The sequence below is a fragment of the Streptomyces sp. NPDC046881 genome, assembly GCF_040645015.1.
Taxonomy (GTDB): domain Bacteria; phylum Actinomycetota; class Actinomycetes; order Streptomycetales; family Streptomycetaceae; genus Streptomyces.
This window is the reverse complement of the sequence record NZ_JBEYXJ010000058.1, coordinates 1-23,265: the sequence shown is the minus strand read 5'-3', so window position 1 is coordinate 23,265 and position 23,265 is coordinate 1. Positions and strand designations below refer to the sequence as shown.

At 73.2% G+C, this 23,265-nt stretch carries 26 protein-coding genes and 1 pseudogene; 8 read left to right on the top strand and 19 right to left on the bottom strand.

Annotation, left to right across the window (positions count from 1 at the left end; all coding sequences use genetic code 11):
- Positions 1 to 13: 13 nt before the first annotated feature.
- Positions 14 to 2,347, bottom strand: coding sequence for a phage holin family protein (locus ABZ923_RS25145; RefSeq protein ID WP_361475653.1), 2,334 nt, complete (start codon positions 2,345 to 2,347; stop codon positions 14 to 16).
- A 113-nt stretch (positions 2,348 to 2,460) separates the two neighbouring features.
- Positions 2,461 to 2,892, bottom strand: a complete 432-nt coding sequence (locus ABZ923_RS25140) for a hypothetical protein (protein ID WP_361475651.1) — start codon at positions 2,890 to 2,892, stop codon at positions 2,461 to 2,463.
- An 84-nt stretch (positions 2,893 to 2,976) separates the two neighbouring features.
- Between ABZ923_RS25140 and ABZ923_RS25135 the strand changes: the two genes are divergently transcribed.
- Positions 2,977 to 3,750, top strand: a complete 774-nt coding sequence (locus tag ABZ923_RS25135; protein WP_361475649.1) for an MBL fold metallo-hydrolase — start codon at positions 2,977 to 2,979, stop codon at positions 3,748 to 3,750.
- Positions 3,747 to 4,367 (top strand): VTT domain-containing protein, encoded by a 621-nt coding sequence (locus ABZ923_RS25130; protein ID WP_361475647.1) that lies wholly within the window; start codon positions 3,747 to 3,749, stop codon positions 4,365 to 4,367. Before ABZ923_RS25135 ends, ABZ923_RS25130 begins: the two co-directional genes overlap by 4 nt.
- 41 nt (positions 4,368 to 4,408) lie before the next feature.
- Here the strand turns inward: ABZ923_RS25130 and ABZ923_RS25125 are convergent, their stop codons facing one another.
- From ABZ923_RS25125 to ABZ923_RS25115, 3 genes are all read right to left on the bottom strand, one after another.
- Entirely contained in the window at positions 4,409 to 5,518 is a 1,110-nt protein-coding gene (locus ABZ923_RS25125) for an MBL fold metallo-hydrolase (protein ID WP_361475645.1), read from the bottom strand.
- Positions 5,519 to 5,529: 11 nt separating this feature from the next.
- Positions 5,530 to 6,774 (bottom strand): aminotransferase class I/II-fold pyridoxal phosphate-dependent enzyme, encoded by a 1,245-nt coding sequence (locus tag ABZ923_RS25120; RefSeq protein WP_361475643.1) that lies wholly within the window; start codon positions 6,772 to 6,774, stop codon positions 5,530 to 5,532.
- Positions 6,775 to 7,041: 267 nt separating this feature from the next.
- Positions 7,042 to 7,938: a hypothetical protein gene (locus tag ABZ923_RS25115; RefSeq protein ID WP_361475641.1), complete on the bottom strand. Its 897-nt coding sequence runs from the start codon at positions 7,936 to 7,938 to the stop codon at positions 7,042 to 7,044.
- A gap of 312 nt (positions 7,939 to 8,250) precedes the next feature.
- Between ABZ923_RS25115 and ABZ923_RS25110 the strand changes: the two genes are divergently transcribed.
- The 4 genes from ABZ923_RS25110 (at position 8,251) to ABZ923_RS25095 (ending at position 11,699) form a co-directional block, all read left to right on the top strand.
- A complete protein-coding gene (locus ABZ923_RS25110) occupies positions 8,251 to 10,047 on the top strand; it encodes a thiamine pyrophosphate-requiring protein (protein ID WP_361475639.1) in 1,797 nt (598 codons plus the stop codon).
- A 76-nt stretch (positions 10,048 to 10,123) separates the two neighbouring features.
- A complete protein-coding gene (locus tag ABZ923_RS25105; protein ID WP_361475637.1) occupies positions 10,124 to 10,501 on the top strand; it encodes a DUF2795 domain-containing protein in 378 nt (125 codons plus the stop codon).
- Positions 10,498 to 11,151 carry a diguanylate cyclase gene (locus tag ABZ923_RS25100; RefSeq protein ID WP_361475635.1) on the top strand — a complete coding sequence of 218 codons (654 nt, stop codon included), beginning with the start codon at positions 10,498 to 10,500 and terminating at the stop codon, positions 11,149 to 11,151. Before ABZ923_RS25105 ends, ABZ923_RS25100 begins: the two co-directional genes overlap by 4 nt.
- A 5-nt stretch (positions 11,152 to 11,156) precedes the next feature.
- Positions 11,157 to 11,699, top strand: a complete 543-nt coding sequence (locus ABZ923_RS25095; RefSeq protein ID WP_361475633.1) for a type 1 glutamine amidotransferase domain-containing protein — start codon at positions 11,157 to 11,159, stop codon at positions 11,697 to 11,699.
- A gap of 133 nt (positions 11,700 to 11,832) precedes the next feature.
- Here ABZ923_RS25095 and ABZ923_RS25090 read toward each other — a convergent pair whose 3' ends face one another.
- The 3 genes from ABZ923_RS25090 to ABZ923_RS25080 form a co-directional block, all read right to left on the bottom strand.
- Positions 11,833 to 12,120: a DUF6158 family protein gene (locus tag ABZ923_RS25090; RefSeq protein WP_361475631.1), complete on the bottom strand. Its 288-nt coding sequence runs from the start codon at positions 12,118 to 12,120 to the stop codon at positions 11,833 to 11,835.
- Positions 12,121 to 12,301: 181 nt separating this feature from the next.
- Entirely contained in the window at positions 12,302 to 13,921 is a 1,620-nt protein-coding gene (locus ABZ923_RS25085) for an ATP-binding cassette domain-containing protein (protein ID WP_361475629.1), read from the bottom strand.
- 115 nt (positions 13,922 to 14,036) lie between these two features.
- Positions 14,037 to 14,693, bottom strand: a complete 657-nt coding sequence (locus ABZ923_RS25080; RefSeq protein WP_361475627.1) for a histidine phosphatase family protein — start codon at positions 14,691 to 14,693, stop codon at positions 14,037 to 14,039.
- 75 nt (positions 14,694 to 14,768) lie between these two features.
- Here ABZ923_RS25080 and ABZ923_RS25075 point away from each other — a divergent pair, with 75 nt between their 5' ends.
- Both ABZ923_RS25075 and ABZ923_RS25070 read left to right on the top strand, forming a co-directional pair.
- Positions 14,769 to 16,265 (top strand): phosphatase PAP2 family protein, encoded by a 1,497-nt coding sequence (locus tag ABZ923_RS25075; RefSeq protein WP_361475625.1) that lies wholly within the window; start codon positions 14,769 to 14,771, stop codon positions 16,263 to 16,265.
- A 373-nt stretch (positions 16,266 to 16,638) separates the two neighbouring features.
- On the top strand, positions 16,639 to 17,460 hold the full coding sequence (locus ABZ923_RS25070; protein WP_361475623.1) for a methyltransferase domain-containing protein: 822 nt from the start codon (positions 16,639 to 16,641) through the stop codon (positions 17,458 to 17,460).
- A gap of 52 nt (positions 17,461 to 17,512) precedes the next feature.
- On the opposite strand, the gene ABZ923_RS25065 is transcribed toward ABZ923_RS25070, so the two are convergent.
- From ABZ923_RS25065 to ABZ923_RS25015, 11 genes and pseudogenes are all read right to left on the bottom strand, one after another.
- Complete coding sequence (locus ABZ923_RS25065) at positions 17,513 to 17,803, bottom strand: gas vesicle protein K (RefSeq protein ID WP_361475622.1); 291 nt, start codon at positions 17,801 to 17,803, stop codon at positions 17,513 to 17,515.
- Complete coding sequence (locus tag ABZ923_RS25060) at positions 17,800 to 17,988, bottom strand: gas vesicle protein (RefSeq protein ID WP_358636859.1); 189 nt, start codon at positions 17,986 to 17,988, stop codon at positions 17,800 to 17,802. The genes ABZ923_RS25065 and ABZ923_RS25060 overlap by 4 nt, the downstream gene beginning before the upstream one ends.
- Positions 17,985 to 18,827, bottom strand: a complete 843-nt coding sequence (locus ABZ923_RS25055; RefSeq protein ID WP_361475621.1) for a GvpL/GvpF family gas vesicle protein — start codon at positions 18,825 to 18,827, stop codon at positions 17,985 to 17,987. Before ABZ923_RS25055 ends, ABZ923_RS25060 begins: the two co-directional genes overlap by 4 nt.
- The gene (locus tag ABZ923_RS25050) at positions 18,824 to 19,171 is read right to left on the bottom strand and encodes a gas vesicle protein (protein ID WP_361475620.1); all 348 of its coding nucleotides are present in this window, start codon (positions 19,169 to 19,171) and stop codon (positions 18,824 to 18,826) included. Before ABZ923_RS25050 ends, ABZ923_RS25055 begins: the two co-directional genes overlap by 4 nt.
- Positions 19,168 to 20,364, bottom strand: a complete 1,197-nt coding sequence (locus ABZ923_RS25045; protein WP_361475618.1) for an SRPBCC family protein — start codon at positions 20,362 to 20,364, stop codon at positions 19,168 to 19,170. The genes ABZ923_RS25050 and ABZ923_RS25045 overlap by 4 nt, the downstream gene beginning before the upstream one ends.
- Entirely contained in the window at positions 20,361 to 21,002 is a 642-nt protein-coding gene (locus ABZ923_RS25040; protein ID WP_361475616.1) for a DNA primase, read from the bottom strand. Before ABZ923_RS25040 ends, ABZ923_RS25045 begins: the two co-directional genes overlap by 4 nt.
- 1 nt (position 21,003) lies before the next feature.
- Complete coding sequence (locus ABZ923_RS25035) at positions 21,004 to 21,261, bottom strand: gas vesicle protein GvpG (RefSeq protein WP_358636849.1); 258 nt, start codon at positions 21,259 to 21,261, stop codon at positions 21,004 to 21,006.
- Between the two features lie 31 nt (positions 21,262 to 21,292).
- Entirely contained in the window at positions 21,293 to 22,063 is a 771-nt protein-coding gene (locus tag ABZ923_RS25030; protein WP_361475614.1) for a GvpL/GvpF family gas vesicle protein, read from the bottom strand.
- Positions 22,060 to 22,482, bottom strand: a complete 423-nt coding sequence (locus ABZ923_RS25025; RefSeq protein WP_361475612.1) for a gas vesicle structural protein GvpA — start codon at positions 22,480 to 22,482, stop codon at positions 22,060 to 22,062. The genes ABZ923_RS25030 and ABZ923_RS25025 overlap by 4 nt, the downstream gene beginning before the upstream one ends.
- A gap of 66 nt (positions 22,483 to 22,548) precedes the next feature.
- On the bottom strand, positions 22,549 to 22,941 hold the full coding sequence (locus ABZ923_RS25020; protein WP_361475610.1) for a gas vesicle protein: 393 nt from the start codon (positions 22,939 to 22,941) through the stop codon (positions 22,549 to 22,551).
- A 45-nt stretch (positions 22,942 to 22,986) separates the two neighbouring features.
- Positions 22,987 to 23,265: pseudogene (locus ABZ923_RS25015) on the bottom strand (ATP-dependent DNA ligase); the annotation flags it as partial.

Here is a 23,265-nt window from a genome sequence, read left to right as displayed (position 1 = left end):
GTGCAGCCGAATTTCAGGCGGCCTGCTCCTCCTCCGCGTCCGTGGTGAGCGGCACCTGGGGGCCGTTCAGTTCGCGCAGCCAGCGGCGCAGCACGCGGTGGACGTGCTCGGCGCCGGTCAGCTCGGTGCCGTCCGCGACCGGTGCGGACAGTTCCCGCGGGGAGAGCAGGAAGGGGCGGGACTGGGCGCCGCCGAGCCCGCCGTGGGAGCCGATCTGTTCCTCGAAGGCGAGGACTTCGCCGTCGGCGGGGTCGTAGGCGGAGTTCACCATGATGTCGGCGGTGTGCGGGAAGGAGTGGGTGCGGCGGACGGCGTCGGCGGCGCCGGGGCCGAAGCGGGCCAGCGGGCCGGGCTCGTCGTCGAGCGCGGCGAGCGGGATCTCGGCGCCGTGGGCACCGAGGACCACGCCGTCGTGTTCCTCGCTGCGCACCAGCAGGAAGCCGATGCCGGGGTGGTTGGCGAGGGTGGTGAGCAGGGCGGGGTGGCGGGCGTCGATCTCCTCCTTGGTCATGCGGTGCGGGACGTCCGGGAAGGAGAGCAGGCCGAGGTTGCCGGAGGCCAGCACGACCGGCTCGGAGCGCGGGGCGGTGAGATGGCATTCGTCCCGGTCCTCCACCGGCCGGCGCAGGGCGGCGCGGACGGCGGCGCGGGCCTCGGCGCCGCTGCGGGTGCGTTCCGCGCGGCGCGGGACGGGCAGTCCGCAGCCGGCCCGGACCAGGTCGCCGAGGGTGAGTCCATAGCGGGAGCGAAAGGTTTCGCCGGGGCTCTGGCCATGGTCGGAGAGGACGACGATGCGGTAGGGGCGCGGGGCGTGTTCGGCGACGCGTTCGAGAAGGGCGAGGGACCGGTCGAGGCGCTGCAGGACCTTCTCGGCGTCGCGGCTGTGCGGGCCGGAGTGGTGGGCGACCTCGTCGTAGGCGACGAGGTCGGCGTAGACGGAGGTGCGGCCGGCGAGCATGTCGCCCATGACCGCGGCGACGACGACGTCCCGTTCGACGACGGTGGCGAAGGCCCGCACGAGCGGGTAGAGGCCGCCCCGGCCGACGCGCGGGCGCTGCTTGCGCAGGCGGGCGCGGGTGGACTGGCCGATCTCGCGGCCCACCTCGGCGGTGAAGGACAGGGCGGTGCGTACGGCGTTGGCGGGGTCGGAGAAGTAGGCGAAGTAGCCGGCGCGGGAACGGTTCGCCCGGCCGCGGCGGCGGGTGGCGATGGACAGGACGAGGGCCTGTTCGCCGGCGCCGCCGCTGAAGAGGTTGCCGCGGCTGGCGCCGTCGGCGGTGAGCAGTCCGCTGTCGCCGGTATGCAGTATGGCGCGGTGTTGCAGTTCGGCGGCGCTCGTCGGCCGGTTGCAGACCATCACCTCGCCGCGGTCCTTCTCGTACCAGCGGAAGGCCGGGACGTCGAAGGAGGTGCCGTGCAGGATGCCGAGCTGGCTGGCGCCGGTCTGGCTGGACCAGTCCGTGCGCCAGGGGGTGAGGCGGTGGGTGGGGTGGATGCGGTGGAGTGGCGGAGGCGTGGTGCCGTCCGTCGGCTGTATGCAGTCGTTCGCCGGCAGCGGTCCGCCGTCCGTCGACGGCATGCCGTCCTGTGCCGACCGTATGGTGCTGCCCGTCGACTGCATACCGTCGCCCGTCGACCGCACGCAGCCGTCCGTCGACCGCACGCCACCGCCTGTCGACCGCATACCTTCGCCCGTGGACCGCATACCGTCGTCCATCGGCCGCCCGCCACCGCCGGCCGTCGGCTGTATACCGTCGCCGGTGGACATCCAACGGCTCACCGTAGGCATCAACCCCTTCCGAACCGCCTCCACGAGCACATCGTGACCGACCCCGTCGAGCTGGACGCAGACCAGCCCGGGCGCGCCGGGGCACGGCGGATGGGCCCGGCGGCTGCGGGTGGCGAGGCGGTGCAGCCGGCGCCGGTAGGCCTCGTCGTCGCGTACGGCGAGGGCCGCGCCGGTGGCGGAGGCGACGGCGGACATCACGGCGGCCACGATGACGGCGGTCTCGGGGGCGGCTTCGGGGCGGCCGGAGGGGTTGATGTGCAGGGCGAGCAGCAGCAGGGAGCCGTTGAGGAAGAAGACGAGCAGGCCGAGGACGAGTGCGGGGACGAGCAGGAGCAGGCGGACCAGGAGGGGCCAGACGACGGCGGAGAGGATGCCGAAGGCGCCGGCGCCGCAGGCGGCGGTGACGGCGATGCGGGTGGTGCTGTCGCCGTCGGGGGACTGGAGCTGGAAGTCGGGCAGGAGGGCGGCGAGGGCCAGCATGGTGGCCGTGGAGACCGCCCAGACGCTGATGCTCCGTCCGATCTGACTGGCGATCCGTCGCCACCGTACGCCGCGCACGCCTCGTACACCTCTTGTCCCGGCCCTCCCCCGTCCCGGGCGGGCAGGTGGGCCCCTTCTCGCTTCGCGGGCCGTGGTCGGGCCCTGCTCCACCTTGTCACACGGGGCCGGGGTCACCGTCCGTCGTAGCCGGCCGTCGGCATGGACAGCCGTCGGTGCACGCGTGCCTTCATCTGTGCGTCGTACGCCGGTTCGGCCCGCCCCACGGTTTCCACGCGTACGCCTCGGCGGGCGCATTCGGCGGTGAACTCCTCGACCGACGACAGGGCCCGGCGCAGTACCCGGAGGCTGGGGGCGACGAACAGGTCGACGCCGGGGCGGACGCCGTCCCAGAGGGCGCAGTGGTCGAAGCGCAGGCCGCCGACGAGGAGTTCGCGGGCGATGACGTAGCCGCGTTCGGCGGCCCAGCGGGCGCACATGGCGTGCTGGCTGCGCGAGTCCACCAGGAAGGGGTCGGCCTCGAGTTCCTCCAGGGGTGTGAGGCTCGCGATGGCGGTGACCCGCACGGTCGTGAACGCGCTGAAGGCACCCCGCAGCTGTCCCATGGCGTCCCCCTCACCTCCGGGTTTCGCCGCCGACCCTACTCCTGCCCGTAGGCTTCGGGGAGTCGCGTGAAGGAGGCGAAGAAGGTGCCGGTGGAGATCACCTGGTGGGGTCACGCCACCTGCGCGGTGGAGGATGCGAACGTCCGGGTGCTCACCGATCCTCTGTTCGCCGGCCGGCTGGCGCATCTGCGGCGGCGCCGGGGTGTGCTGCCGCCCGCCGGGGCCCGGCGGGCGGACGTGGTGCTGGTGTCCCACCTGCATGCCGACCATCTGCATGTGCCGTCGCTGGCCTGTTTCGGCCCGGGTACGCGCCTGCTCGTGCCCCGGGGCGCACCACGGGCGGTGCCGGGTCTGCGCCGGCTGGGGCATCTGCGGGTCACCGAGGTGGTGCCGGGGGACGAGGTGCGGATCGGGGAGGTGCTGGTCCGGGTGGTGCCGGCGCTGCACGACGGGCGGCGGCTGCCGGTGGGTCCGCGGCGTTCTCCGGCGCTGGGTTTTGTCGTCGAGGGTGAGGCGCGGACGTATTTCGCCGGGGACACGGGGCTGTTCGACGCGATGGCCGAGCGGGTGGGTCCGGTGGACGTGGCGTTGTTGCCGGTGGGGGGCTGGGGGCCGTATCTCGGGGAGGGGCATCTGGACGCGGGGCGGGCGGCGCGGGCGCTGGCCCGGCTGGCGCCGCGGGTGGCGGTGCCGGTGCATTACGGGACGTACTGGCCGATCGGTATGGATGCGGTGCGGCCGCACGAGTTCCATGCGCCGGGGGACGAGTTCGTGCGGCTGGCGGCGGTGGCGGCGCCGCAGGTGGCGGTGCACAAGCTGGGGCACGGGGAGAGTGTGCGGCTGGAGGTCGCGCGGTGACGTGGCTCGCCGATGCGTCGCGCACCGTGACGTCCGGGTCCGCGCAGCAGGCGGTGGGTTATCCGTCGTTGTTCCTGCTGGTGTTGATCGGGGCGTTGGTGCCGGTCGTGCCGACGGGGGCGCTGGTGAGTTCGGCGGCGGTGGTGGCGTTCCACCGGACGGCGCCGTTGTCGCTGGCGCTGGTGTTCGTGACGGCGTCGCTGGCCGCGTTCCTGGGGGATGCGGCGTTGTACTGGCTGGGGCGGCGCGGGTTGCGGTCGAGGAACGGGTCGCGGTGGCTGGAGGCGATCCGGGACCGGGCGCCGGAGGAGCGGCTCGCGCAGGCGCGGGGGAAGCTGGCGGAGCACGGGATCGCCGTGCTGGTGCTGTCGCGGCTCGTCCCTGCGGGGCGGATACCGGTGATGCTGGCGTGTCTGCTGGCGGAGTGGCCGCTGCGGCGGTTCGCGCGGGGGAATCTGCTGGCGTGTCTGGCGTGGGCGGCCACGTATCAGGTGATCGGGGTTCTGGGGGGTTCGTTGTTCGAGGAGCCGTGGGAGGGCGTGGTGGTGGCGGTGGTGCTGACGATCCTGGTCGGTGCGGTGCCCGGGATGTGGCGGCGGGTGCGGGCCGCCGGGTGAGGTGGGGCCGCCGGCTCCGCGCGGTGTCCCGGAGGGGTGTGTCAGTCGAGGATCCTTGATGCGCCGATCGGCAGGTCCCACAGGTCGTCGCGTTCCAGTCCCGCCTTCTCCCAGGCCGCCCGTACGCGGGTGAGGGGTTCCAGGACCGGTTCGGCCGAGAGGACGAAGGTGCCCCAGTGCATGGGGGCCATGCGGCGGGCGCCGAGGTCGAGGGTGGCCTGGACGGCTTCCTCGGGGTCGCAGTGGACGTCGCTCAGCCACCAGCGGGGGTCGTAGGCGCCGATGGGCATGAGGGCGAGGTCGATGCCGGGGTAGCGGCGGCCGATGCGGGAGAACCAGTGGCCGTAGCCGGTGTCGCCGGCGAAGTAGAGGCGCTGTCCGTCGGGTGCGGTGAGGATCCAGCCGCCCCACAGGCTGTGGCAGGTGTCGGTGAGGGTGCGCTTGGACCAGTGGTGTGCGGGGACGAAGTCGAAGCGGACGCCGGAGAGTTCGGCGCCCTCCCACCAGTCCAGTTCGGTGACGACGGTGAACCGGCGGCGGCGGAACCAGCCGCCGAGGCCGGCGGGCACGAACACCGGGGTGTCGCGCGGGAGTCGGCGCAGGGTGGGGGCGTCCAGGTGGTCGTAGTGGTTGTGGCTGATGACGACGGCGTCGACGCGGGGCAGGCTGTCCCAGGGCACGCCCACGGGGGTGATGCGGGCCGGGGTGCCGAGGATGCGGCGGGACCAGACGGGGTCGGTGAGGACGGTGAGCCCGCCGACGCGGACGATCCAGCTGGCGTGGCCGGCCCAGGTGACGGCGAGGGTGCGGGTGTCGACGCGGGGCAGCGGGGCCGGTTCGCAGGGCAGGCGGGGGATGTCGGCGAGGCCTTCGGGGCCGGGGCGTACGGCGCCTTCGCGGGCGAAGCGGGCGAGGGCCTTGAGGCCGGGCAGCGGCGCGGTGAGCCGGTCGTGGAAGGTGCGGGGCCACACGCGGTGTTCGCCGAGGGGGCGGGGTTCGGCCAGCGGCGGGAACGGGGGCGCGAGCGGGGCGGGGACGTCTCTCTCGCCGGCCGCCGTGACCTCCGTAGTTGCCGAAGCTGCCGTAACTGCCGTACCCGTCGTGGTCGTCGTGGTGGTGGCCGGTCCGGGCTCGTGCGTCTGCTGCGTCATCGAGGAGGCTCCTATCGCTGAGCGTCGTCGCGGAGATCGTCGAAGGCCGACCGCAGGGAGATCAGTGCGCGTTGTACGTGTGGCAGTTCCAACGGCGCGGGTGAGGTGAGGCATTCCGTGCGTTCCTCGTCCGTGCCGCCCAGCAGGGGTCCGGTGGCGAGTCGTACGCGCAGCGCGCCGAGGTCGTCGCCGAAGCGGTGGCCGCCGGGTGCGGGCATGCCGAGCCGGGCGGTGAGCAGGTCCTCCAGGTCCTGGGCGTCGCCCACGCCTTGGGCGGTGAGGGGTTCGCGCAGCGGGCTCAGGTCGGCGTACAGGTGGCGGCCGGCCTGCGGGGGCCGGGCGAGCGCGCCGGCGGCGACGACCGCGGCGTGCGCGGCGGCGGCCACGCGCGCGTGCAGCCGTACGGTGGCCTCGCGGCGTTCGGTGAGGGGCGGGGGTTCGTCGAGGGCGTAGCCGGCGGCCGCGGCGACCGGTGCGGCGATGCGTGCGCCGAGGGCGGTGAGGATGTCGAGCACGCGCGCGTGGAGGTGCCGTCCGCCGGTGGTGGCCGGGAAGCGGGCGACGGCGGCGGGCCAGCCGGGGGGCAGCAGGGCGCCGGCCAGGTCGGTGACGACGGTGACCTGGTCGGGCCACATCTCGGCGGGGCTGAGCAGGACGGTCTCGCGCGGGGCGTGCAGGGTGTCGCGCCAGGTCTCGTCGCTGACCAGGTGGAGTCCTTCGGCGGTGGCTGCCTCGACGGCCTCGTGGAGCAGTTCGGGCGGGGCGACTGTGGCGGTGGGGTCGTCGGCGACGGACAGCACCAGCAGCCGGGGGTCGCCGCCTTCGGCGCGGACCCGGCGGACGGTCTCCAGCAGGGCGTAGGGGTCGGGGACGCCGCCGCTCTCGGCGGGGGTCGGCACGTGGTAGGCGGGCCGGCCGAGGAGCCGGGCGTACGGCGCCCACCATGCGGCGCAGGGCCGGGGTACGAGGATGTCGGCGCCGTTGCCGGCGAGTGCGGCGGTCAGGGCGAGCAGCAGGGCGGGGGCGCCGGGTCCGGCGGCGACCTGGTCGGGGACGGTGGGCAGTCCGCGGCGGGTCCAGTAGCCGCAGGCGGCTTCCAGGAGGGCGGGGGCGCCGCCGACGGGCTGGGCGTCGGCGCGGGCCGCGGCGGTGGCGAGTACGGCGGAGAGTTCGGGGAGGACGGGGAGGCCGTCGGCGGGGAGGGGCGGGCCGTAGCGGACGGGGCCGTGGTCCTCGCCGGGGTCCGTCCGCCGCATGTCCGCCTCCGCGCAGTCCGTGATGCCGTGGCGCCCTGTCCGGGCCGTGCCGTCCGCTGTCGTCGTGGGGTGTCGTCCTGTCCTCGTGGACCGCGGGACGCCGGGTCCGTGGGGCGTGCGGGCCGTGCCGTGGTCGGTGATCTCCTGCTGCGGACTCTTCCCGTGTTCCGTCGCCTTGAACGCGTGCCGTGACCGGTTCGCGCCGCCCTCGGGAGGCTGTGTACCCGCCGGACGGCCCTCCATGGGCGGTATACCGAGTCGCCCGGGTCACATCCCGGTGGGCCGGCGGCCCGGGGAGCGCCGAAGGCCGTGCAGCCGGTAGCCGGCGCCCGCGCAGGCGGCGGCGATGCAGGCCGCGCCGGCGGCGAGGGCCGGGACCGAGTCGTCGAAGGTGCCGCCCTGTCCGGCGTCGACGCCGTGCTGGACGGCGGAGGGGGTGCAGCCGGTGTCGTGGGAGTCGCGGCAGGAGTGGCCGTCGCCGTCCGGGCAGCGTGCCTCGCGGGACTCCTCGCACGCGTGGTCGTCGTGGCCGCAGTCACCCGCCCCGGCCTGCGTGCACTCCCGCCCGGTTCCGTCCTGCCGCCCGCCGTCCCGCCCGGAACCGTCCTGCGCGGTCCCGTCCCATCCGGCGCTGTCCCGGCCGCCCCCGTCCTGTCCGTTACCGACCTGCCCGCTGCCGTCCCGCCCGTTACCGGCCGGCCCGGCGCTCTCCCGCCCGGCGCCCACCTCCCCGGCACCGGTCTTCCCGGCTCCGCCGCCCCCGGGGTCCTCGCGTGCGACTCCCGCCGGCCCGCCCCCGTCGGCCTCGGGCCCCACCTGCCCGCCCCCGTCACGCACCGCCCCGTCCGGCCCGCAGGACGTGCCCTCGGGGCCGGCCGGTGCGCCGGCGTCGGGTGGCACGAGCACCGGTCCGAGGACGGGATCGCAGACCAGGGAGCCGCTGCCGCTCCCGGGGCTCGCCTCGGCAACGGGCTCGGCGAGGACGGCGAAACCGGCAGAGGCAGCAGGGCCGGCAGCCACGGCGGGACCGACAAAGGCAGCCGGACCGGCAGACACGGCGGAACCGGCAGAGGCAGCCGGACCGGCAAGGGCGGTGGGGCCCGTGAGGGCGAGCACGGCACCGGTGGCGAAGGCGGCGGACAGGGCGCGGGCGGTGCGGCGCATGGGAGGGGCTCCTCGGCGGACGGCGACGGTCGTACCGGTACGCCGGCGCACCGGTACGACGGCGACGCCGTGCGGCGTCCGGGTACGGGGGCACGGGGCGTGCCCTCGCTGCCATGACAGCCCGCGGGGGGCCGTACCGCGCGCGGCCGGAGCCCATTCGCGGGACGGGCGGGGCCGACCGGGTGACGGCGCGCGCGTGGTGCCGCCGCAGGGGTCGGCGGTGCGGGTACCGGAGGTTTTCCGTCCCTGTCGCAGGTGACTCGGTACGCGCTGACCGGATCGTCTGCTTCGTACTCCACCGGAGGTCTCTCCATGGGCACCAAGGTCTCGGACCACATCCTCGAGCGGTTGCGCGCGTGGGGCGTGGAACAGGTTTTCGGCTATCCGGGCGACGGCATCAACGGGCTGCTCGCCGCCTGGGGCCGCGCCGAGGACCAGCCGCGGTTCATCCAGTCCCGGCACGAGGAGATGTCCGCGTTCGAGGCGGTCGGGTACGCGAAGTTCAGCGGCCGTATCGGTGTGTGCGCGGCGACCTCGGGACCGGGTGCCATCCATCTGCTGAACGGTCTGTACGACGCGAAGCTGGACCATGTGCCGGTGCTGGCGATCGTCGGCCAGACGAACCGGACCGCGATGGGCGGCTCGTACCAGCAGGAGGTCGACCTGCACACGCTGTACAAGGACGTCGCCTCGGAGTTCGTGGAGACGGTGACGGTGCCCGAGCAGCTGCCGAACGTGCTGGACCGGGCGATCCGTACGGCGTACGCCCGGCGCTGCCCGACGGCGCTGATCATCCCGGGTGATGTGCAGGAGCTGGACTACTCGCCGCCGACGCACGATTTCAAGATGGTGCCGTCGAGTCTGGGGATGAGCGACTTCACGGCGACCCCGACGGACGAGGCGCTGCGCCGGGCGGCGGACGTGCTGAACGCGGGCGACAAGGTGGCCGTCCTGATCGGGCAGGGTGCCGCGGGTGCGGTCGCGGAGGTGCGGGAGGTCGCGGAGCTGCTCGGTGCGGGGGTGGCGAAGGCGCTGCTCGGCAAGGACGTGCTGAGTGACGAACTGCCGTATGTGACGGGGCCGATCGGGCTGCTGGGGAGCCGGCCGTCGTACGAGCTGATGCGGGATTGCGACACGCTGCTGACGATCGGTTCGTCGTTCCCGTACACGCAGTTCATGCCGGACTTCGGCAAGGCGCGCGGGGTGCAGATCGACATCGATGCGCACATGATCGGTATGCGGTATCCGTACGAGGTGAACCTGGTCGGTGACGCCCGCGCGACGTTGCAGCGGCTGATTCCGCTGCTGAAGGCGGAGGGGCGTGGCCGTGAGTGGTACGACACGGTGTGCGCGAACGTGCGGCGCTGGCACGAGACGATGGAGCGGCGGGCCGGGCTGGCGGCGGATCCGATCAACCCGGAGTACGTGGCGCGGGCGCTGGATCCGCTGCTGCCGGACAACGCGATCCTGACGTCGGACTCCGGTTCGGTGGCGAACTGGTACGCGCGGCACATCACGATGCGGCCGGGTATGCGGGGTTCGCTGTCCGGGACGCTGGCGACGATGGGCCCGGGGGTGCCGTACGCGATCGGGGCGAAGTTCGCGCATCCGGACCGGCCGGTGGTCGCGCTGGTCGGGGACGGCGCGATGCAGATGAACGGCCTGGCGGAGATGATCACGGCGGCGAAGTACCGGGACCGCTGGTCGGATCCGCGGCTGGTGGTGGCCGTGTGGAACAACCAGGACCTGAACCAGGTGACGTGGGAGATGCGGGCGATGGAGGGCGCTCCGTCGTTCCTGCCGTCGCAGTCGATCCCGGATGTGCAGTACGCGGCGTTCGCCCGGTCGCTCGGGCTGACCGGGATCCGGGTGGAGAAGCCGGAGGACGTGGAGTCGGGCTGGCGGGCCGCGCTGGACGCGGACGGGCCGGCGGTGATCGAGTTCCTGACCGATCCGGCGGTGCCGCCGATCCCGCCGCACGCCACCTGGGAGCAGATGGAGGCGACGGCCGCGTCGATCCTGAAGGGGGACGCCGACCGGGGTTCGATGATCAAGCGGGGGCTGAAGGCGAAGGTGCAGGAGTTCCTGCCGGGCCGGGACAAGCAGTGACCGAGCGGCACGTACGCGGTGTCGGACACGCGGCACCGGGTACGCGGAGCGGACCTTCGACCCTCTGGAGGGAGACATGCAGCGAGGCAGCGACCGGCTGAGCGTCCACCGGGACGACGAGATGAAACACGAACTGCAGGGTCTGCTGCGGTCCGGCCATCCCACGCGCGTGGAGGAGTGGCACGACCCGGAGCCGGCCGCGGACGACGACCCGGAGGTCTGGAGCGGCCCGGTGGGCGGCCTGGGTTCTCCGGCGTCGCTGGAGCGGACCCGGCTGGAGCTGGCCCGGCATCTGAACCGGCACGCCTTCCCCGCGAAGCCGGGCGAGCTGGCCCGGGCGCTGCGCCGCGGCAACGCGCCGGGCGGGCTGGTCGACGCGGTGGCCGGGCTACGGCACGGGGAACGGTACGACAACGTGCAGCAGCTGGCCGAGGCGCTGGTGGGCGGCGCGTGAGCGGCGGCCAGGCGGCGGAGATCGCGCGGGGCACCACGGTCGACGTGGGGGATGCCACCACGCGGTTTCTGCTGTACGGGTTGCTGCCCGGGTGGTTCGTGCCGGGGCTCGCCGACTGGGCGATGCACCGGCGCACCCGGATCGAGGACACGGCGGGGACGAGGGAGTCCCTGATCCACGCGCTGATGATGGCCGAGGTGGGCGCGCCCATCGCGCTCACCCTGCGGTACGAGGTCAATCCGCTGCTGCTGTCGGTGCAGCTGGGCGCGGCGGCGGTGCACGAGGCGACGGCGTTGTGGGACGTGCGGACGGCCGTGCGCAGTGACCGGGAGGTCAAGCCGATCGAGCAGCACATCCACAGTTTTCTGGAGTCGCTGCCGTTCGGCGGGCTGGCGTCGTTGATGTGCCTGCACGCCGATCAGGTGCGCTCGCTGCTGCGGGGCGGACGCGGGGATCCGGACGCGTGGCGTCTGGTGCCGCGCCGGCGCCCGCTGTCGCCGGGCTACCTGGCGGGCATCGGGGTCGCGATCGGCGTGTGTGTGCTGCTGCCGTACGGCGAGGAACTGGTGCGGTGCCGGCGGGCGGCGCGGGCGCGGAAGCGGCGCGCCCGCGCCCACCGGGCGGTGCTGCGGAAAGTGAAAGGAAGCTGAGGATCATGCGTATCGCGTTTCTGGTGGCACCCGAGGGCGTCGAGCAGGTCGAGCTGACCGAGCCGTGGAAGGCGGCTTCGGACGCCGGGCACGAGCCGGTGCTGGTGTCGACCGAGTCCGGGAAGATCCAGGCGTTCAACCATCTCGACAAGGCGGACACGTTCCCGGTGGACGAGGTGGTGGGTGAGACGTCGGCCGGGTCGTTCGGTGGCCTGGTGCTGCCGGGCGGGGTCGCGAACCCGGACTTCCTGCGGATGGACGAGAAGGCCGTCGCCTTCGTGCGGGACTTCTTCGAGCAGGGCCGTCCGGTGGCCGCGATCTGCCACGCCCCGTGGACGCTGGTGGAGGCGGACGTCGTACGCGGCCGGGTGCTGACGTCGTGGCCGAGTCTGCGGACGGACATCCGCAATGCCGGCGGTACCTGGGTGGACGAGCAGGTGAAGATCTGCGACCACGGCTCCAACCAGTTGGTGACCAGCCGCAAGCCGGACGATCTGAAGGCGTTCTGCGACGCGTTCGTGCACGTGTTCGCCGGCGAGGCCGGCTGACGCCCGCCGGGGTGTCGTAGCGCCGCCGGGGGCCGGCCCGTCGAGGGCCGGCCCTTTCGCGTGCCGCGTCCCTCGCGCGCCGTGGGTGCCGCCGCGTGCCGTGGGGTGCCGTGCGCGTGCGGTGGGGTTCCGGTCAGGTGCCGGGGGTGCCCGGGGTCGCCGTCTCGCCGGAGCCGCGTTCGCGGGCACCCTCGCGGGTACGGGCCGCGCTCACCAGGCGGCGGGGGTTGCGGCGCAGATACTCGCCCTCCAGCTGTGCCATGCGCTCGTTGTGGGCCCGCAGCGCGTCGTTGGAGGCGTACAGGAGGGTGTCGTGGCGCGTGCGGTGGATCGTCTCCAGCTCCTTCATGAGCTGCTGGTCGTCCAGCCGGCTGGGGTCGACTCCGGTCATGGTGGTGCCCCGCTCGTCGTGTTCGTTCATGGGCTTCGAGTACCCGCCCGGCACGCACTGCCCCGAGTGATTTCCGGGAGGAGATCCCGTGGCGCCCGCGTCCCTGCATCCACTGTACGAACATCCGGGGTCCCGGGCCTGCGCGGGCGGCCGGGGAGCCGGGGAGCCGGCGGGCATCGGTGCCCGGCACGTGCGGGAGCGGGTCCTCGCGTCACCGGGCCCGTTCCACGCGCCGTTCGTCCCAGACCGGCTCCGGGGTCTCGCGGACCCGGCCGTCGGAGCCGAAGACCAGGAAGCGGTCGAAGGAGCGGGCGAACCAGCGGTCGTGGGTGACGGCGAGGACCGTGCCGTCGAAGGCCTCCAGGCCTTCCTGGAGGGCCTCGGCGGACTCCAGGTCGAGGTTGTCGGTGGGCTCGTCCAGCAGCAGCGCGGTGGCACCGGCCAGTTCCAGCAGCAGGATCTGGAAGCGGGCCTGCTGGCCGCCGGAGAGCCGGTCGAAGGCCTGCTCGGCCTGCTGGGTCAGCTCGTAGCGGCGCAGCCGGGACATGGCCGCGCCCCGGTCCTGGGCGTGTTCCTTCCACAGGATGTCGAGGAGGGTACGGCCCTGGAGCTCGGGGTGGGCGTGGGTCTGCGCGAAGTGTCCGGGCAGCACGCGGGCGCCCAGCTTCCACTCCCCCGTGTGCGCGACGTCCTCGCCGGCGAGCAGGCGCAGGAAGTGGGACTTGCCGGAGCCGTTGGAGCCGAGCACGGCGACCCGTTCGCCGTAGAAGACCTCCAGGTCGAAGGGCTGCATCAGGCCGGTCAGTTCGAGGCCCTTGCAGGTGACGGCCCGCACGCCGGTACGGCCGCCCTTCAGGCGCATGGTGATGTCCTGTTCGCGAGGCGGCTCCGGCGGCGGTCCGGCCTCCTCGAACTTGCGCAGGCGGGTCTGCGCGGCCTGGTAGCGGGAGGCCATCTCGTGGCTGACGGCCGCGGCCTGACGGAGGTTCAGGACGAGCTTCTTCAGCTGGGCGTGCTTCTCGTCCCAGCGGCGGCGCAGCTCCTCGAAGCGGGCGAAGCGTTCCCGGCGGGCCTCGTGGTAGGTGGCGAAGCCGCCGCCGTGCACCCAGGCGTCGGCGCCGGCCGGGCCCGGTTCGACGGAGACGATCTTCTCGGCGGCGCGGGCGAGGAGTTCACGGTCGTGGGAGACGAACAGGACGGTCTTGCGGGTCTCCCTGAGCTGCTCCTCCAGCCATCGCTTGCCGGGCACGTCGAGGTAGTTGTCGGGCTCGTCCAGCAGCAGGACCTCGTCGGTGCCGCGCAGCAGCGCCTCCAGCACGAGCCGTTTCTGCTCGCCGCCGGAGAGGGTGCGCACCTGCCGCCACTGGGCGCGTTCGTAGGGGACGCCGAGCGCGGCCATGGTGCACATGTCCCACAGCGTCTCGGCCTCGTAGCCGCGGACCTCCGCCCAGTCCGCGAGGGCCTGCGCGTACGCGAGCTGGGCGGCCTCGTCGTCGACGGTCATGATGGCGTGCTCGGCCCGGTCGACGGCCTGCGCGGCCTGGCGGATGCGGGGCGGGGCGACGGACACGAGCAGGTCCCGTACGGTCGTCTCGTCCCGTACGGAGCCGACGAACTGGCGCATCACGCCGAGGCCGCCGCTGACGGTGACGCTGCCGCCGTGCGGCTTCAGCTCGCCGGAGATCAGCCGCAGCAGGGTGGTCTTGCCGGCGCCGTTCGGCCCGACCAGGGCGACGGCGGCGCCTTCGCCGACCCGGAAGGACACGTCGCCGAGGAGCGTCCTCCCGTCGGGGAGGTGGTACTCCAGGTGCGCGGCTTCCAGATGTCCCATGGGGAGGCATTGTGCGAGGTGGCAGGGGCCGGGAGCAAACGCTTATCCGGTGGGGCGAGCGGCGCGGGGGCGGCGCCGACGGCGACGGTGTCCGGCGTCGGCGCGGGCCGGGGCGTCATCCGGCCGTGTCCAGCGCCTCCCCCGCCGGGCCGCCCTCGCCGGCCGGTGCCACGGTGGCGCCCTCCCAGGACAGCGCCTTCCAGCCGTCGGACGGGGAGCCCTCCAGGACGACCACGCCGGTGTTCTCCAGTGGGCGGGCCGCGGCGAACCCGACGTCGACGTTGTCGGCGCGGGCGGCGGTCCACACGCGGATCGCGGCGCCGTGGCTGACCATGGCGACGGCCCCGGCACCGCTCGCGGCGGCCTCGGCGACCACGGCGTCGTACCGGGCGAGCGCCTCGGCGCCGCTCTCCCCGCCGGGCATGCGCAGCGCGGTGTCGCCGGCCGCCCACGCGAACACCGTGCGCAGGTACAGCTCGCCCTCCGGGCTGTGCCCGGGCAGCATCTCCAGGTCGCCGGCGGACAGCTCGCGGATGCCGTCGCGGACGATCACGTCCAGGCCGCGGACGGCGGCCAGCGGGGCGGCCGTCAGCCGGGTACGCAGCAGCGTGGAGGCGTAGAGGGCCTCGATGTCCTCGCCGGCGAGCGCCGCGGGCAGTGCGGCGGCCTGCGCCTCGCCGAGCGGGGTCAGCCCCGGGCCGGGCACGGCGGTGTCCAGCAGGTGGTCCACGTTGGAGGGGGTCTGGCCGTGGCGGACCAGAAGCAGACGCATCCGGGGTCTCCTCCCGTGCCTGCGGCCGGCGCCGCGGGGGCACAAGAAACGGGTACTTCAGGGTAACCGCACCCCATGAGCCCAGACCTGGACCTGACCGTGCCCGCGACCGCCGCCCGGACCCCGTGGCGCAAGCTGCTCGAAGCCGACGGCCGGCTGTTCGAGGCCGCCGCCGCCTGGAACTGGCCCGGCGCCGAGCGCGTCCTGCCCCGGCTGAGCCGCAGCGCCAACCACGGGGTGCTGTGGTTCGCGACAGCCGCCGCGATGGCCGCCAGCCGCACCCCCCGGGCCCGCCGGGCGGCAGCCCGGGGCCTGGCCTCGCTCGGCCTGGCCTCGCTGACCATCAACACGCTCGGCAAGCGCTCGGTACGCCGGGCCCGGCCGGTACTGGACCCGGTGCCGCTGGTGCGGCAGCTGAAGCGGCAGCCGATCACCACGTCGTTCCCGTCCGGGCACGCGGCGTCCGCGGCGGCCTTCGCGACCGGGGTGGCGCTGGAGTCGCCGGCGTGGGGTGCGGCGGTGGCGCCGGTCGCGTTCTCGGTGGCGGCGTCCCGGGTGTACACCGGTGTGCACTTCCCGAGCGACGTGCTGGCCGGGGCGGCGCTCGGCGCGGGCGCCGCGTTCCTGGTACGGCGCCTGGTGCCGACCCGCGCCCAGCTGCGCAGGGCCGCCCGGCCGCGGACCGAGGCCCCGGCGCTGCCCGAGGGCGACGGTCTGGTGATGGTCGCCAACCGGGCGTCGGGGACCGCGGAGCGGGTGCGGGCACTGCAGGACGCGCTGCCGAAGGCGGAGATCGTGGAATGCGCACCGGAGGAGGTCGGCGACGAGCTGGCGAAGGCGGCGGCCCGGGCCCGGGTGCTCGGGGTGTGCGGCGGCGACGGCACGGTGAACGCGGCCGCGCTGGTCGCGCTGCGGCACGGCCTGCCGCTCGCGGTGCTGCCGGGCGGCACCCTCAACCACTTCGCCTACGACCTCGGCGTGGAGGACGAACGCCAGCTGGCCCGGGCGGTCCGGCACGGCGAGGCGGTCCGCGTGGACGCGGGCCGGTTCGCCACCCGGGACACCGAGGGCCTGTTCCTCAACACGCTCAGCCTGGGCGTCTACCCGGAGCTGGTCCGCGCGCGGGACCGCTGGTCGCACCGGATCGGCGGCTGGCCGGCCGGGGTGCTCGGCGCGCTGCGCGTGCTGCGCGCCGACCGGCATCCGCTGGAGGTGGAGGTGGGCGGGGAGCGGCGGCCGCTGTGGCTGCTGTTCGTCGGCAACGGCATCTACCACCGCATGGGGCTCACGCCGGGCCGCCGCACCGATCTGGCGGACGGCCTGCTGGACGTGCGGGTGGTGCACGGCAGCCGCAGGCCCGCGCTGCGGCTGCTCGCGGCGGCCGCGGCGGGCCCGCTGACCCGGTCGCCCGCGCACGCGGCGGTGCAGGTGAACCGGCTGCGGCTGACCGGCCTCGCCCCGGACACGCCGCTGGCGTACGACGGCGAGGTCACGGCGGTGTCGGGCGAGGTGACGCTGGAGAAGCTGCCGGAGGCGTTGACGGTCTACCGTCCGCTGCATACGGGATTCTGACGACGGGTGGGCTGGATCCTGGAGACGGGGCGGCCGTCGGCTGGATTCTGGATACGGGTGACCGCCGGCTGGATCCCGCAGACACGCGGTCGGTCGGCCGGATCCTGTAGACGCGCGACCGTCGGCTGGATTTCGAAGACGCGCGGCCAGTCGGCTGGATCCTGTAGACACACGACCGGTCGACTGGATTCGGCAGACATGTCACCGGTCGACCGGATCCCGCACACACCCACCAGTCGACCGGATCCCGAAGAACCTGTGTCCATATGGCGAAACGCGGGTCTCAACATGCGGCATACGCGCGTACGGTGAAGGCGTGCCGGCGGACGGACGGTCCGGCCGGTCCGCCTGACCAGGGTGAAGGGGTACAGCCATGCCGAAAGCGCAGGAGACCGCCGTCTACACGCACGGGCACCACGAGTCCGTGCTGCGTTCGCACACCTGGCGGACCGCCGCCAACTCCGCGGCCTACCTGCTCGGCGCGCTCAAGCCCCACATGCGGATCCTGGACATCGGCTGCGGGCCCGGCACCATCACCGCCGACCTGGCGGAACTGGTCCCCGACGGCCGGGTCACCGGCGTCGACCGGGCGTCCGGCGTCCTGGAGCAGGCCCGGGCCACCGCTGCCGCCCGCGGTCTGACGAACGTGGACTTCGCGGTGGCCGACGTGCACGCCCTGGACTTCCCGGACGACACCTTCTGCGTGGTCCACGCCCATCAGGTGCTCCAGCACGTGGGCGACCCCGTGCGGGCGCTGCGCGAGATGCGCCGGGTGACGAAGCCGGGCGGGTTCATCGCCGTACGGGACGCGGACTATGCGGCGATGACCTGGTATCCGGCGGTGTCCGGGCTGGAGGACTGGCTGGAGCTGTACGAGCGGGTGGCCCGTGCCAACGGCGGCGAGCCCGACGCCGGGCGCCGGCTGACGGCGTGGGCGCGGGCGGCCGGCCTCGGGGACGTCACGGCCACGTCCAGCACCTGGACGTTCGCCACGCCCGAGGAGCGGGCCTGGTGGAGCGGCCTGTGGGCGGACCGTACGGTCGCCTCCGACTACGCCGGGCGGGCCGTCCAGGGCGGCCACGCCACGGCGGAGGACCTGGCGGCGGTGGCGGAGGCCTGGCGGGAGTGGGGGCGGCGGGAGGACGGCTGGTTCGCGGTTCTGCACGGGGAGATCCTGTGCAGGAAGGAAGACTGATCGGCGGGTCCCGGGACATCCGGGCCACCTGATGACGCTGTCCCGAGGGGGCTCACTCGCGGGGCAGCAGCGGTCCCAGTGGCCCGAGGTCCAGGTTGAGGTCCTCGGGTCGCAGGCCGTAGCGCTCCCGCAGCTCGGCCATCCGGTCCTCCAGCAGCATCAGGGTGAGCCCGATGCGCTCCTCCTGCTCCTCGGTCAGCTCGCCGGTGTCGAAGCGCCGCACGGCCTGCCGTTCCATCAGCTGGCGCAGCAGCTCCACCACGGTGAGCACGAGCTTCACCAGGTCGCGTTCGACGGTGTCGGGTTCCAGGTCGAGCCGGTTGCGCCGGGTCCGGGCGGTCATGCGAGCTCCTCGAAGGGCGATGGTACCTGCGCGTTCACGGAGCTGATCAGGGCGTTGAGGTCGATCCGGACGAGGTCGACGTCCGCGATGCGCAGCGTGATGTCGCCGGTGAGGACGACGCCGCCGGCCAGCAGCCGGTCCAGCAGGTCCACCAAGGCGATCTCACGGCGTTCGACGACGGTCACCGGCGCTCCCCCGCTTCCGTTCCGGACTCGGTTCCGGATTCCGTTCCGGATGCTGTTCCGGTTTCTGTGCCGGCCGGTGTTCCCGTCTCCTCGCCGGAGAACGAGTACGCCGCCCAGGGCCCGGTGAGTTCCACCCGCATTCCGGGGGCCTCGTCCTTCGTGCGGTCCACGAGTTCCACGAATTCCTCGGAGTGCGCCCGGGGCACCAGGTAGGCCGCGTTGAGCACGTTCTGGCCCGGTGTTCCGGAGAGCGCGGAATTCTGCGGGCGGTGCATGCGGAACTCCTCGGCGCGTTCGGCGAGGCGTTCGTGCAGGGAGTGGGCGAACCGCTCGGCGCGCTGCCACCTCTCCTCCTGCTCGTGGCTGTGGCGGCGTCGGCTGCGCAGGTAGTCCCGCCCGCTGGCGGGTCGTGCCGCCGCGGCCGGCTCGGGCTCGGCGGGCTCGGGCTCCAGGTACACCTTCACGCCCCACTCCACGCGGCCGTGCAGCCGGTCGAGGAGGCGCCGGAAGTCGTCCTCGCGGGCCTCGATCATCATGCGTACGGCGCTGTCGTCGCGGAAGACGGTGGCGAGGCGCAGCGGCAGCGGGGTGGTGACCGTGGTGAGCGCGTCGACGACCCCCTGGTGGGCGCGGGCGGTCGCGGCCAGCCAGTCGAGGTCCTCCAGGTGGGCCTTCAGGGCGTCCTCGCAGAAGTCCGCCTCCGGGACCGTGCTGACGACGGCGACCAGCCCGTGGTGGTGCAGGAGTGCCGGCGGAGCGCCCATGACGCCGGTCAGTTCGGCCTGCAGGGGTGTCCCGAAGGGGCGGCAGACGGCGTACACGTACCGCAGTCGGGTCATGGTGCCTCCCTCGGGGCGTGGCCGGACTCGAGTTCCTCCAGTCGGGCGAGCCGTTCGCGTAGTTCGGCGTTCTCCCGGGTCAGCTCGTCCCGGCGGGCCCGGGAGGAGAGCGCCGGATCGGTCTCCCACCAGTCGATCCCCATCTCCTTGGCCTTGTCGACCGAGGCGACGATGAGCCGCAGTTTGATGGTGAGCAGTTCGATGTCGAGCAGGTTGATCCTGATGTCACCCGCGATGACGACACCCTTGTCGAGCACGCGCTCCAGGATGTCGGCGAGGTTCGCCCCCGAGCCCTGGCCGTAGGGCTCGGGGAACCGGCCGCCTTCGGGGAAGCGGCTCGTCATCGACGACCCCCGCGCTCCGCGTACTCGGGTTCCTCTTCCTCTTCTTCCTCGGGTTCCTCTTCCTCGGGTTCCTCTTCCTCGTCCTCGTACTCGCCCTCGTACTCCTCTTCCTCGCCCTCGGCCTGGCCTTCCTCTCCGGGCTCCTCCTCGCCTTCCTCCTCGCCCTCCTCCTCGGCCTCGGCCTCGTAGGGCTCCTCTTCCTGCTCTTCCTCCTCGTCGTACTCGCCCTCGTAGGGCTGCTCCTCGCCCTCTTCTTCCTCTTCTTCTTCGGTGCCCTCTTCTTCCTCGGGCTGCTCTTCCTCCGACTCCTCCTCCGCGAGGGCGTCCTCGTGGCTCTTGACCAGCTCGCCGTCGCGGATCTCGCCGCGCCAGCCGTCCTCCGCCTCTCCCTTGAGGGTGATGAAACGGGCGAAGTTCTTCAGGTCCAGCCGGGCCCGGCGGCCCTGGGCGCGCCAGATGTTGCCGGTCTTCTCGAAGAGGCCGGTCGGGTAGTACTCCATGACCAGCAGGACCCGGGTGAGGTTCTCCTCCAGCCGGTGGAAGGAGACGACGCCCTTGGTGGTGCCCTTGGCGCCCTCCGAGGTCCACTGGATGCGGTAGTCGGGTATCTGCTCGGTCGTCTTCGCCTTCCAGCTGCGGCTGGACCAGAAGATCTTGGCCTGCCAGTCGGAGTGGGTGTCGTCGTCGCGGCTCGCGCTCTTGACGCCCTTGGCGAAGGTGGAGAAGGACTGGTACTGGGTCCACTGGTCGTAGGCGGTGCGCAGCGGTACGCCGACGTCGACGGACTCCATGATGACGGTGGGTTTCTTGCCCGCGCCGCCCTTCTTGCCCTTGCCGCCCCCGAGGCTCTTGAGCGCGCCCAGGACGTTGTCCTTGGCGCGGGAGGCGCCCAGTTCGACGGCGGAGCGCACCGGGCCCTTGCCTTCGGCGAGCTTGCGCCCGCCCTCGAGGGCGAGTTTGGCGAAGCCCGGGCTGTTGCCCTCGGCGATGTCGTTGAGCTTGACGGTGGTCTCGCCGAGCTTGCGGCCGAGACCTGTCAGCATGCGTTGGGCCTGCGCGGACAGGTATTCCTGTACTTCCTCTTTGAGCCGGTCGGCTGCCTCGCTGTGGGCGAGGTTGCCGAGTGCGCCGCCTGTGGCGCTCCCCGTGGCCTTGCCGGCCGCCGAGGTGGCGGATCCGAGGGTGTCGGTCATCGGTCATCGCCGCCTTTCGACTGCCGGGAGGCGGCGCCGGAGGCCGCGTCCCCAGCCGAGGCCGTCTTCTTCGCGACCGTCTTGCGGGCCGCGCTCGTCTTCTTGGCCGCCGTCTTCTTCGCGGGGGCCGTCTTCTTGGCCGCGGCCTTCTTGGCCGCCGTCTTCTTGGCCGGAGCCTTGCGGGCCGGCTCGCCGTCACGCGACTCCTCGTCACGCGACCGCTTCCCGCGCCGGTCGTCGTCGCGGTCGCCGGCGGGCTCCTTGCTGCTTTCCTCCTCGCCGTCCTCCTCGTCCGGCTCCTCGTCGGACCCGGACGACACGAGGCCGGACAGCTGGTCGCGCACCTGTGAGGTACGGCCGTGCAGCCGGTCGGCGAGCGCGTTCAGCTGCCGTTCGGCGACCGCGCCGGAAGCGGCCTTGCCGACGCCTCGCAGGTCCTGGCGGAGCTGGTCGCCGATCTCCTTGAACTGCGGGTTGTTCTTCAGCTGCTGGTTCACCAGGTCCGCGACCATCCGCGGGCTGAGGTTCAGCTTCTTCCCCGCCACCAGGGAGCCGACCGCGAGGGCCATTTTGAGCTTCTTGGTACGTCCGAGGAAGTATCCGGCCCCTACGGCGAGGCCCAGTGCGGTTCGGTTCATGTCACGTCCCGTTGCCTGTGGTGTCGCCGGAGCGCATAGCGGTCTCCAGCCGGTCGAGAAGTTCGTCCTCGCGTTGGTCGAACTCCTCCGCGGTGATCTCGCCCGCCTCCAACTGCTCTTCGAGGCGGGCGAGTTCGGCCCGTACGGTGGCGGGGTCGTAGTAGATCCGCTCCGCCTCGCGGAGCACGTGCCTGATGGCCCACGCGCTGCCGCGCACGGGTGCGAACGGCAGCATCAGCACTTCGCCGATCAGTCCCACGGTGTTCTCCTTTCCGCCCGGGCCGGGAGCGCTACTGCGCGCCGGCGTCCGCGCCGGCCGTGCTGCCGGCGGGCTGCGCCGGGCCGGGCTCGACGAAGCTGTACGGCGGCAGCGGCCCGTTGACCCTCAGGTCCAGGTGGGCGTGGCTCTTGCGGATCTGCTCGGCGGTGGCGAGGAATTCCTCGGCCGTGCTCCGTGGCACCAGGAACGACACGTTCAGCAGCCAGCCGGTGGACTCGGGGCCCACGCTGACGGCGGAGGCGGCCGGTGCGAGGAGTCCCTGTACTTCCTGGGCGTCCTCGGCCTCCTTGGCCTTCACGGCGGCGGCGACCATCTCGCCGAGGCGGATCTTCTCGTCGTAGCTGCCACCGCCGGCCTTGCGGTTGGCCTCGGCGAGGGCGCGGACGTCGGCGTTCTCGGCCATCACGCGGTGCAGGACGGCCTCCTCGACGTGGGTGGCCTTGACGTTGTACTCGACCTTGCCGTCCAGCTCGCGCAGCCGCTCCAGGTAGTGCTCGGCCCGTTCGGTGAGGACCTGGGTGACGGCGTCGTCGTTGTCGGCGACGCTGCCGAAGCGCATCGGCAGCACACAGCCGCCCGCGCCCGCCTCGGCGAGCACGTTCTGGTGCGCGAGCAGGTCCCGGCGCTTGGGGCGCAGGTCCTCGGGCGCGTCACTGACGACGGCGGCCAGGTCACCCGCGGTGAGCACGCGGACGGCGCGCGGTGGCTCGCCCACTCCGGTCATGCCCTCGGGCAGCGCCGGGTGGGAGCTGGCGGTGATCCCGTAGACGTAGGTGCTCACTCCTGCTCCTCCTTACGGCGCGCCGGAGCCTTCCGGGTGCGCGCCCTGGGCTCGGTCTCCCCTTCCTGGCGTGCCTGGTTGAAGGCGTCGGATATGGTCTGCGCGGCGCCGGACAGCGCGCCCTTGGACTTGCCTCGGGCGCCGGACTCGGTGATCTCGCCCACGAGGTCGGGCAGGCCCGGGCTCTTGTGCGGGCCCGATTCCAGGTCCAGGCGGTTGCACGCCTCGGCGAAGCGCAGGTAGGTGTCGACGCTGGCGACGACGACCCGGACGTCGATCTTCAGGATCTCGATGCCGACCAGGGAGACGCGGACGAACGCGTCGATCACGAGTCCTCGGTCCAGGACGAGCTCGAGTACGTCGTAGAGGCCGCTGCTGCCGCCTCCGCCTCCGGTCTGCTGTGCCGGAACAACAGTCATGCCGGCGATTCCTCCTCCTGCGTAGTGGGTGCACGGTCTGCGCGGGCGGGGAGCACGCGCCGTGGCTCAGCGGCCACCGCGCGCGTCGGCCCGGCCGCGTTCGTAGCGGCGGACACGTCGGTACCCGGTCAGCTGGCCGTCGGGGTCCAGCTCGACCTGGTAGCTCGCCATCAGGCTCATCGTGTCCGGGACGCGGGCGAGTTCCAGGACCTCGACTTCCAGGGACCAGCCGTCCTCGGTCTCCTCGAAGGAGGACACGGACTCGGGGGCGAGTCCGGTGAGCTCGGCGAGCTGGCTGCGCGCCTGGCGCAGCACCTCCATGGGGGTCGGTCGCCGGGTGTTCGCCTCGTGGCTGGTGCCGCCCTGCGTGTCGTGCGTGTTGTCGGAGTGCTGGGAGTGCTGAGAGTCCTGTGCTTCCTGTGAACTCTGTGAATCCGAAGTGTTCTTTGTGTTCGACATGGCCACCTCTCCCCTGCGTGTGGCCGTTCCTCCCTTGGCCAAACCTCAGGAGCGCATGTCATCGAGACGGCGTCGGGCCGGGGCCAGGGAGCGGCCACGGTGGGGCAGGTCGCCCCACGGCTCCGTCCGGGCCTGGTCGACGGCGTCGGTGATGTTCCACCGGCGGGCGTCCAGCGCCGGATCGTCCACCTGCTTCCAGGCTAGGGGCACGGCGACCGGGGCGCCCGGGCGGGCGCGGACGGTGTAGGGGGCGACGGCGGTCTGGGCGTAGCCGTTGCGCTGCACATCCAGGTAGAGGCGGTCCGCGCGGTCCTGTTTGCGGGC

What these genes read in the sequence shown, in the direction of transcription:
- ABZ923_RS25140 (WP_361475651.1), bottom strand. Translation starts at nt 2,892, where the DNA reads ATGGGACAGCTGCGGGGTGCCTTCAGCGCGTTCACGACCGTGCGGGTC.
- ABZ923_RS25125 (WP_361475645.1), bottom strand. Translation starts at nt 5,518, where the DNA reads ATGACGCAGCAGACGCACGAGCCCGGACCGGCCACCACCACGACGACC.
- ABZ923_RS25120 (WP_361475643.1), bottom strand. Translation starts at nt 6,774, where the DNA reads ATGCGGCGGACGGACCCCGGCGAGGACCACGGCCCCGTCCGCTACGGC.
- ABZ923_RS25115 (WP_361475641.1), bottom strand. Translation starts at nt 7,938, where the DNA reads ATGCGCCGCACCGCCCGCGCCCTGTCCGCCGCCTTCGCCACCGGTGCC.
- ABZ923_RS25110 (WP_361475639.1), top strand. Translation starts at nt 8,251, where the DNA reads ATGGGCACCAAGGTCTCGGACCACATCCTCGAGCGGTTGCGCGCGTGG.
- ABZ923_RS25105 (WP_361475637.1), top strand. Translation starts at nt 10,124, where the DNA reads ATGCAGCGAGGCAGCGACCGGCTGAGCGTCCACCGGGACGACGAGATG.
- ABZ923_RS25095 (WP_361475633.1), top strand. Translation starts at nt 11,157, where the DNA reads ATGCGTATCGCGTTTCTGGTGGCACCCGAGGGCGTCGAGCAGGTCGAG.
- ABZ923_RS25090 (WP_361475631.1), bottom strand. Translation starts at nt 12,120, where the DNA reads ATGAACGAACACGACGAGCGGGGCACCACCATGACCGGAGTCGACCCC.
- ABZ923_RS25085 (WP_361475629.1), bottom strand. Translation starts at nt 13,921, where the DNA reads ATGGGACATCTGGAAGCCGCGCACCTGGAGTACCACCTCCCCGACGGG.
- ABZ923_RS25080 (WP_361475627.1), bottom strand. Translation starts at nt 14,693, where the DNA reads ATGCGTCTGCTTCTGGTCCGCCACGGCCAGACCCCCTCCAACGTGGAC.
- ABZ923_RS25075 (WP_361475625.1), top strand. Translation starts at nt 14,769, where the DNA reads ATGAGCCCAGACCTGGACCTGACCGTGCCCGCGACCGCCGCCCGGACC.
- ABZ923_RS25070 (WP_361475623.1), top strand. Translation starts at nt 16,639, where the DNA reads ATGCCGAAAGCGCAGGAGACCGCCGTCTACACGCACGGGCACCACGAG.
- ABZ923_RS25065 (WP_361475622.1), bottom strand. Translation starts at nt 17,803, where the DNA reads ATGACCGCCCGGACCCGGCGCAACCGGCTCGACCTGGAACCCGACACC.
- ABZ923_RS25055 (WP_361475621.1), bottom strand. Translation starts at nt 18,827, where the DNA reads ATGACCCGACTGCGGTACGTGTACGCCGTCTGCCGCCCCTTCGGGACA.
- ABZ923_RS25050 (WP_361475620.1), bottom strand. Translation starts at nt 19,171, where the DNA reads ATGACGAGCCGCTTCCCCGAAGGCGGCCGGTTCCCCGAGCCCTACGGC.
- ABZ923_RS25045 (WP_361475618.1), bottom strand. Translation starts at nt 20,364, where the DNA reads ATGACCGACACCCTCGGATCCGCCACCTCGGCGGCCGGCAAGGCCACG.
- ABZ923_RS25040 (WP_361475616.1), bottom strand. Translation starts at nt 21,002, where the DNA reads ATGAACCGAACCGCACTGGGCCTCGCCGTAGGGGCCGGATACTTCCTC.
- ABZ923_RS25025 (WP_361475612.1), bottom strand. Translation starts at nt 22,482, where the DNA reads ATGACTGTTGTTCCGGCACAGCAGACCGGAGGCGGAGGCGGCAGCAGC.
- ABZ923_RS25020 (WP_361475610.1), bottom strand. Translation starts at nt 22,941, where the DNA reads ATGTCGAACACAAAGAACACTTCGGATTCACAGAGTTCACAGGAAGCA.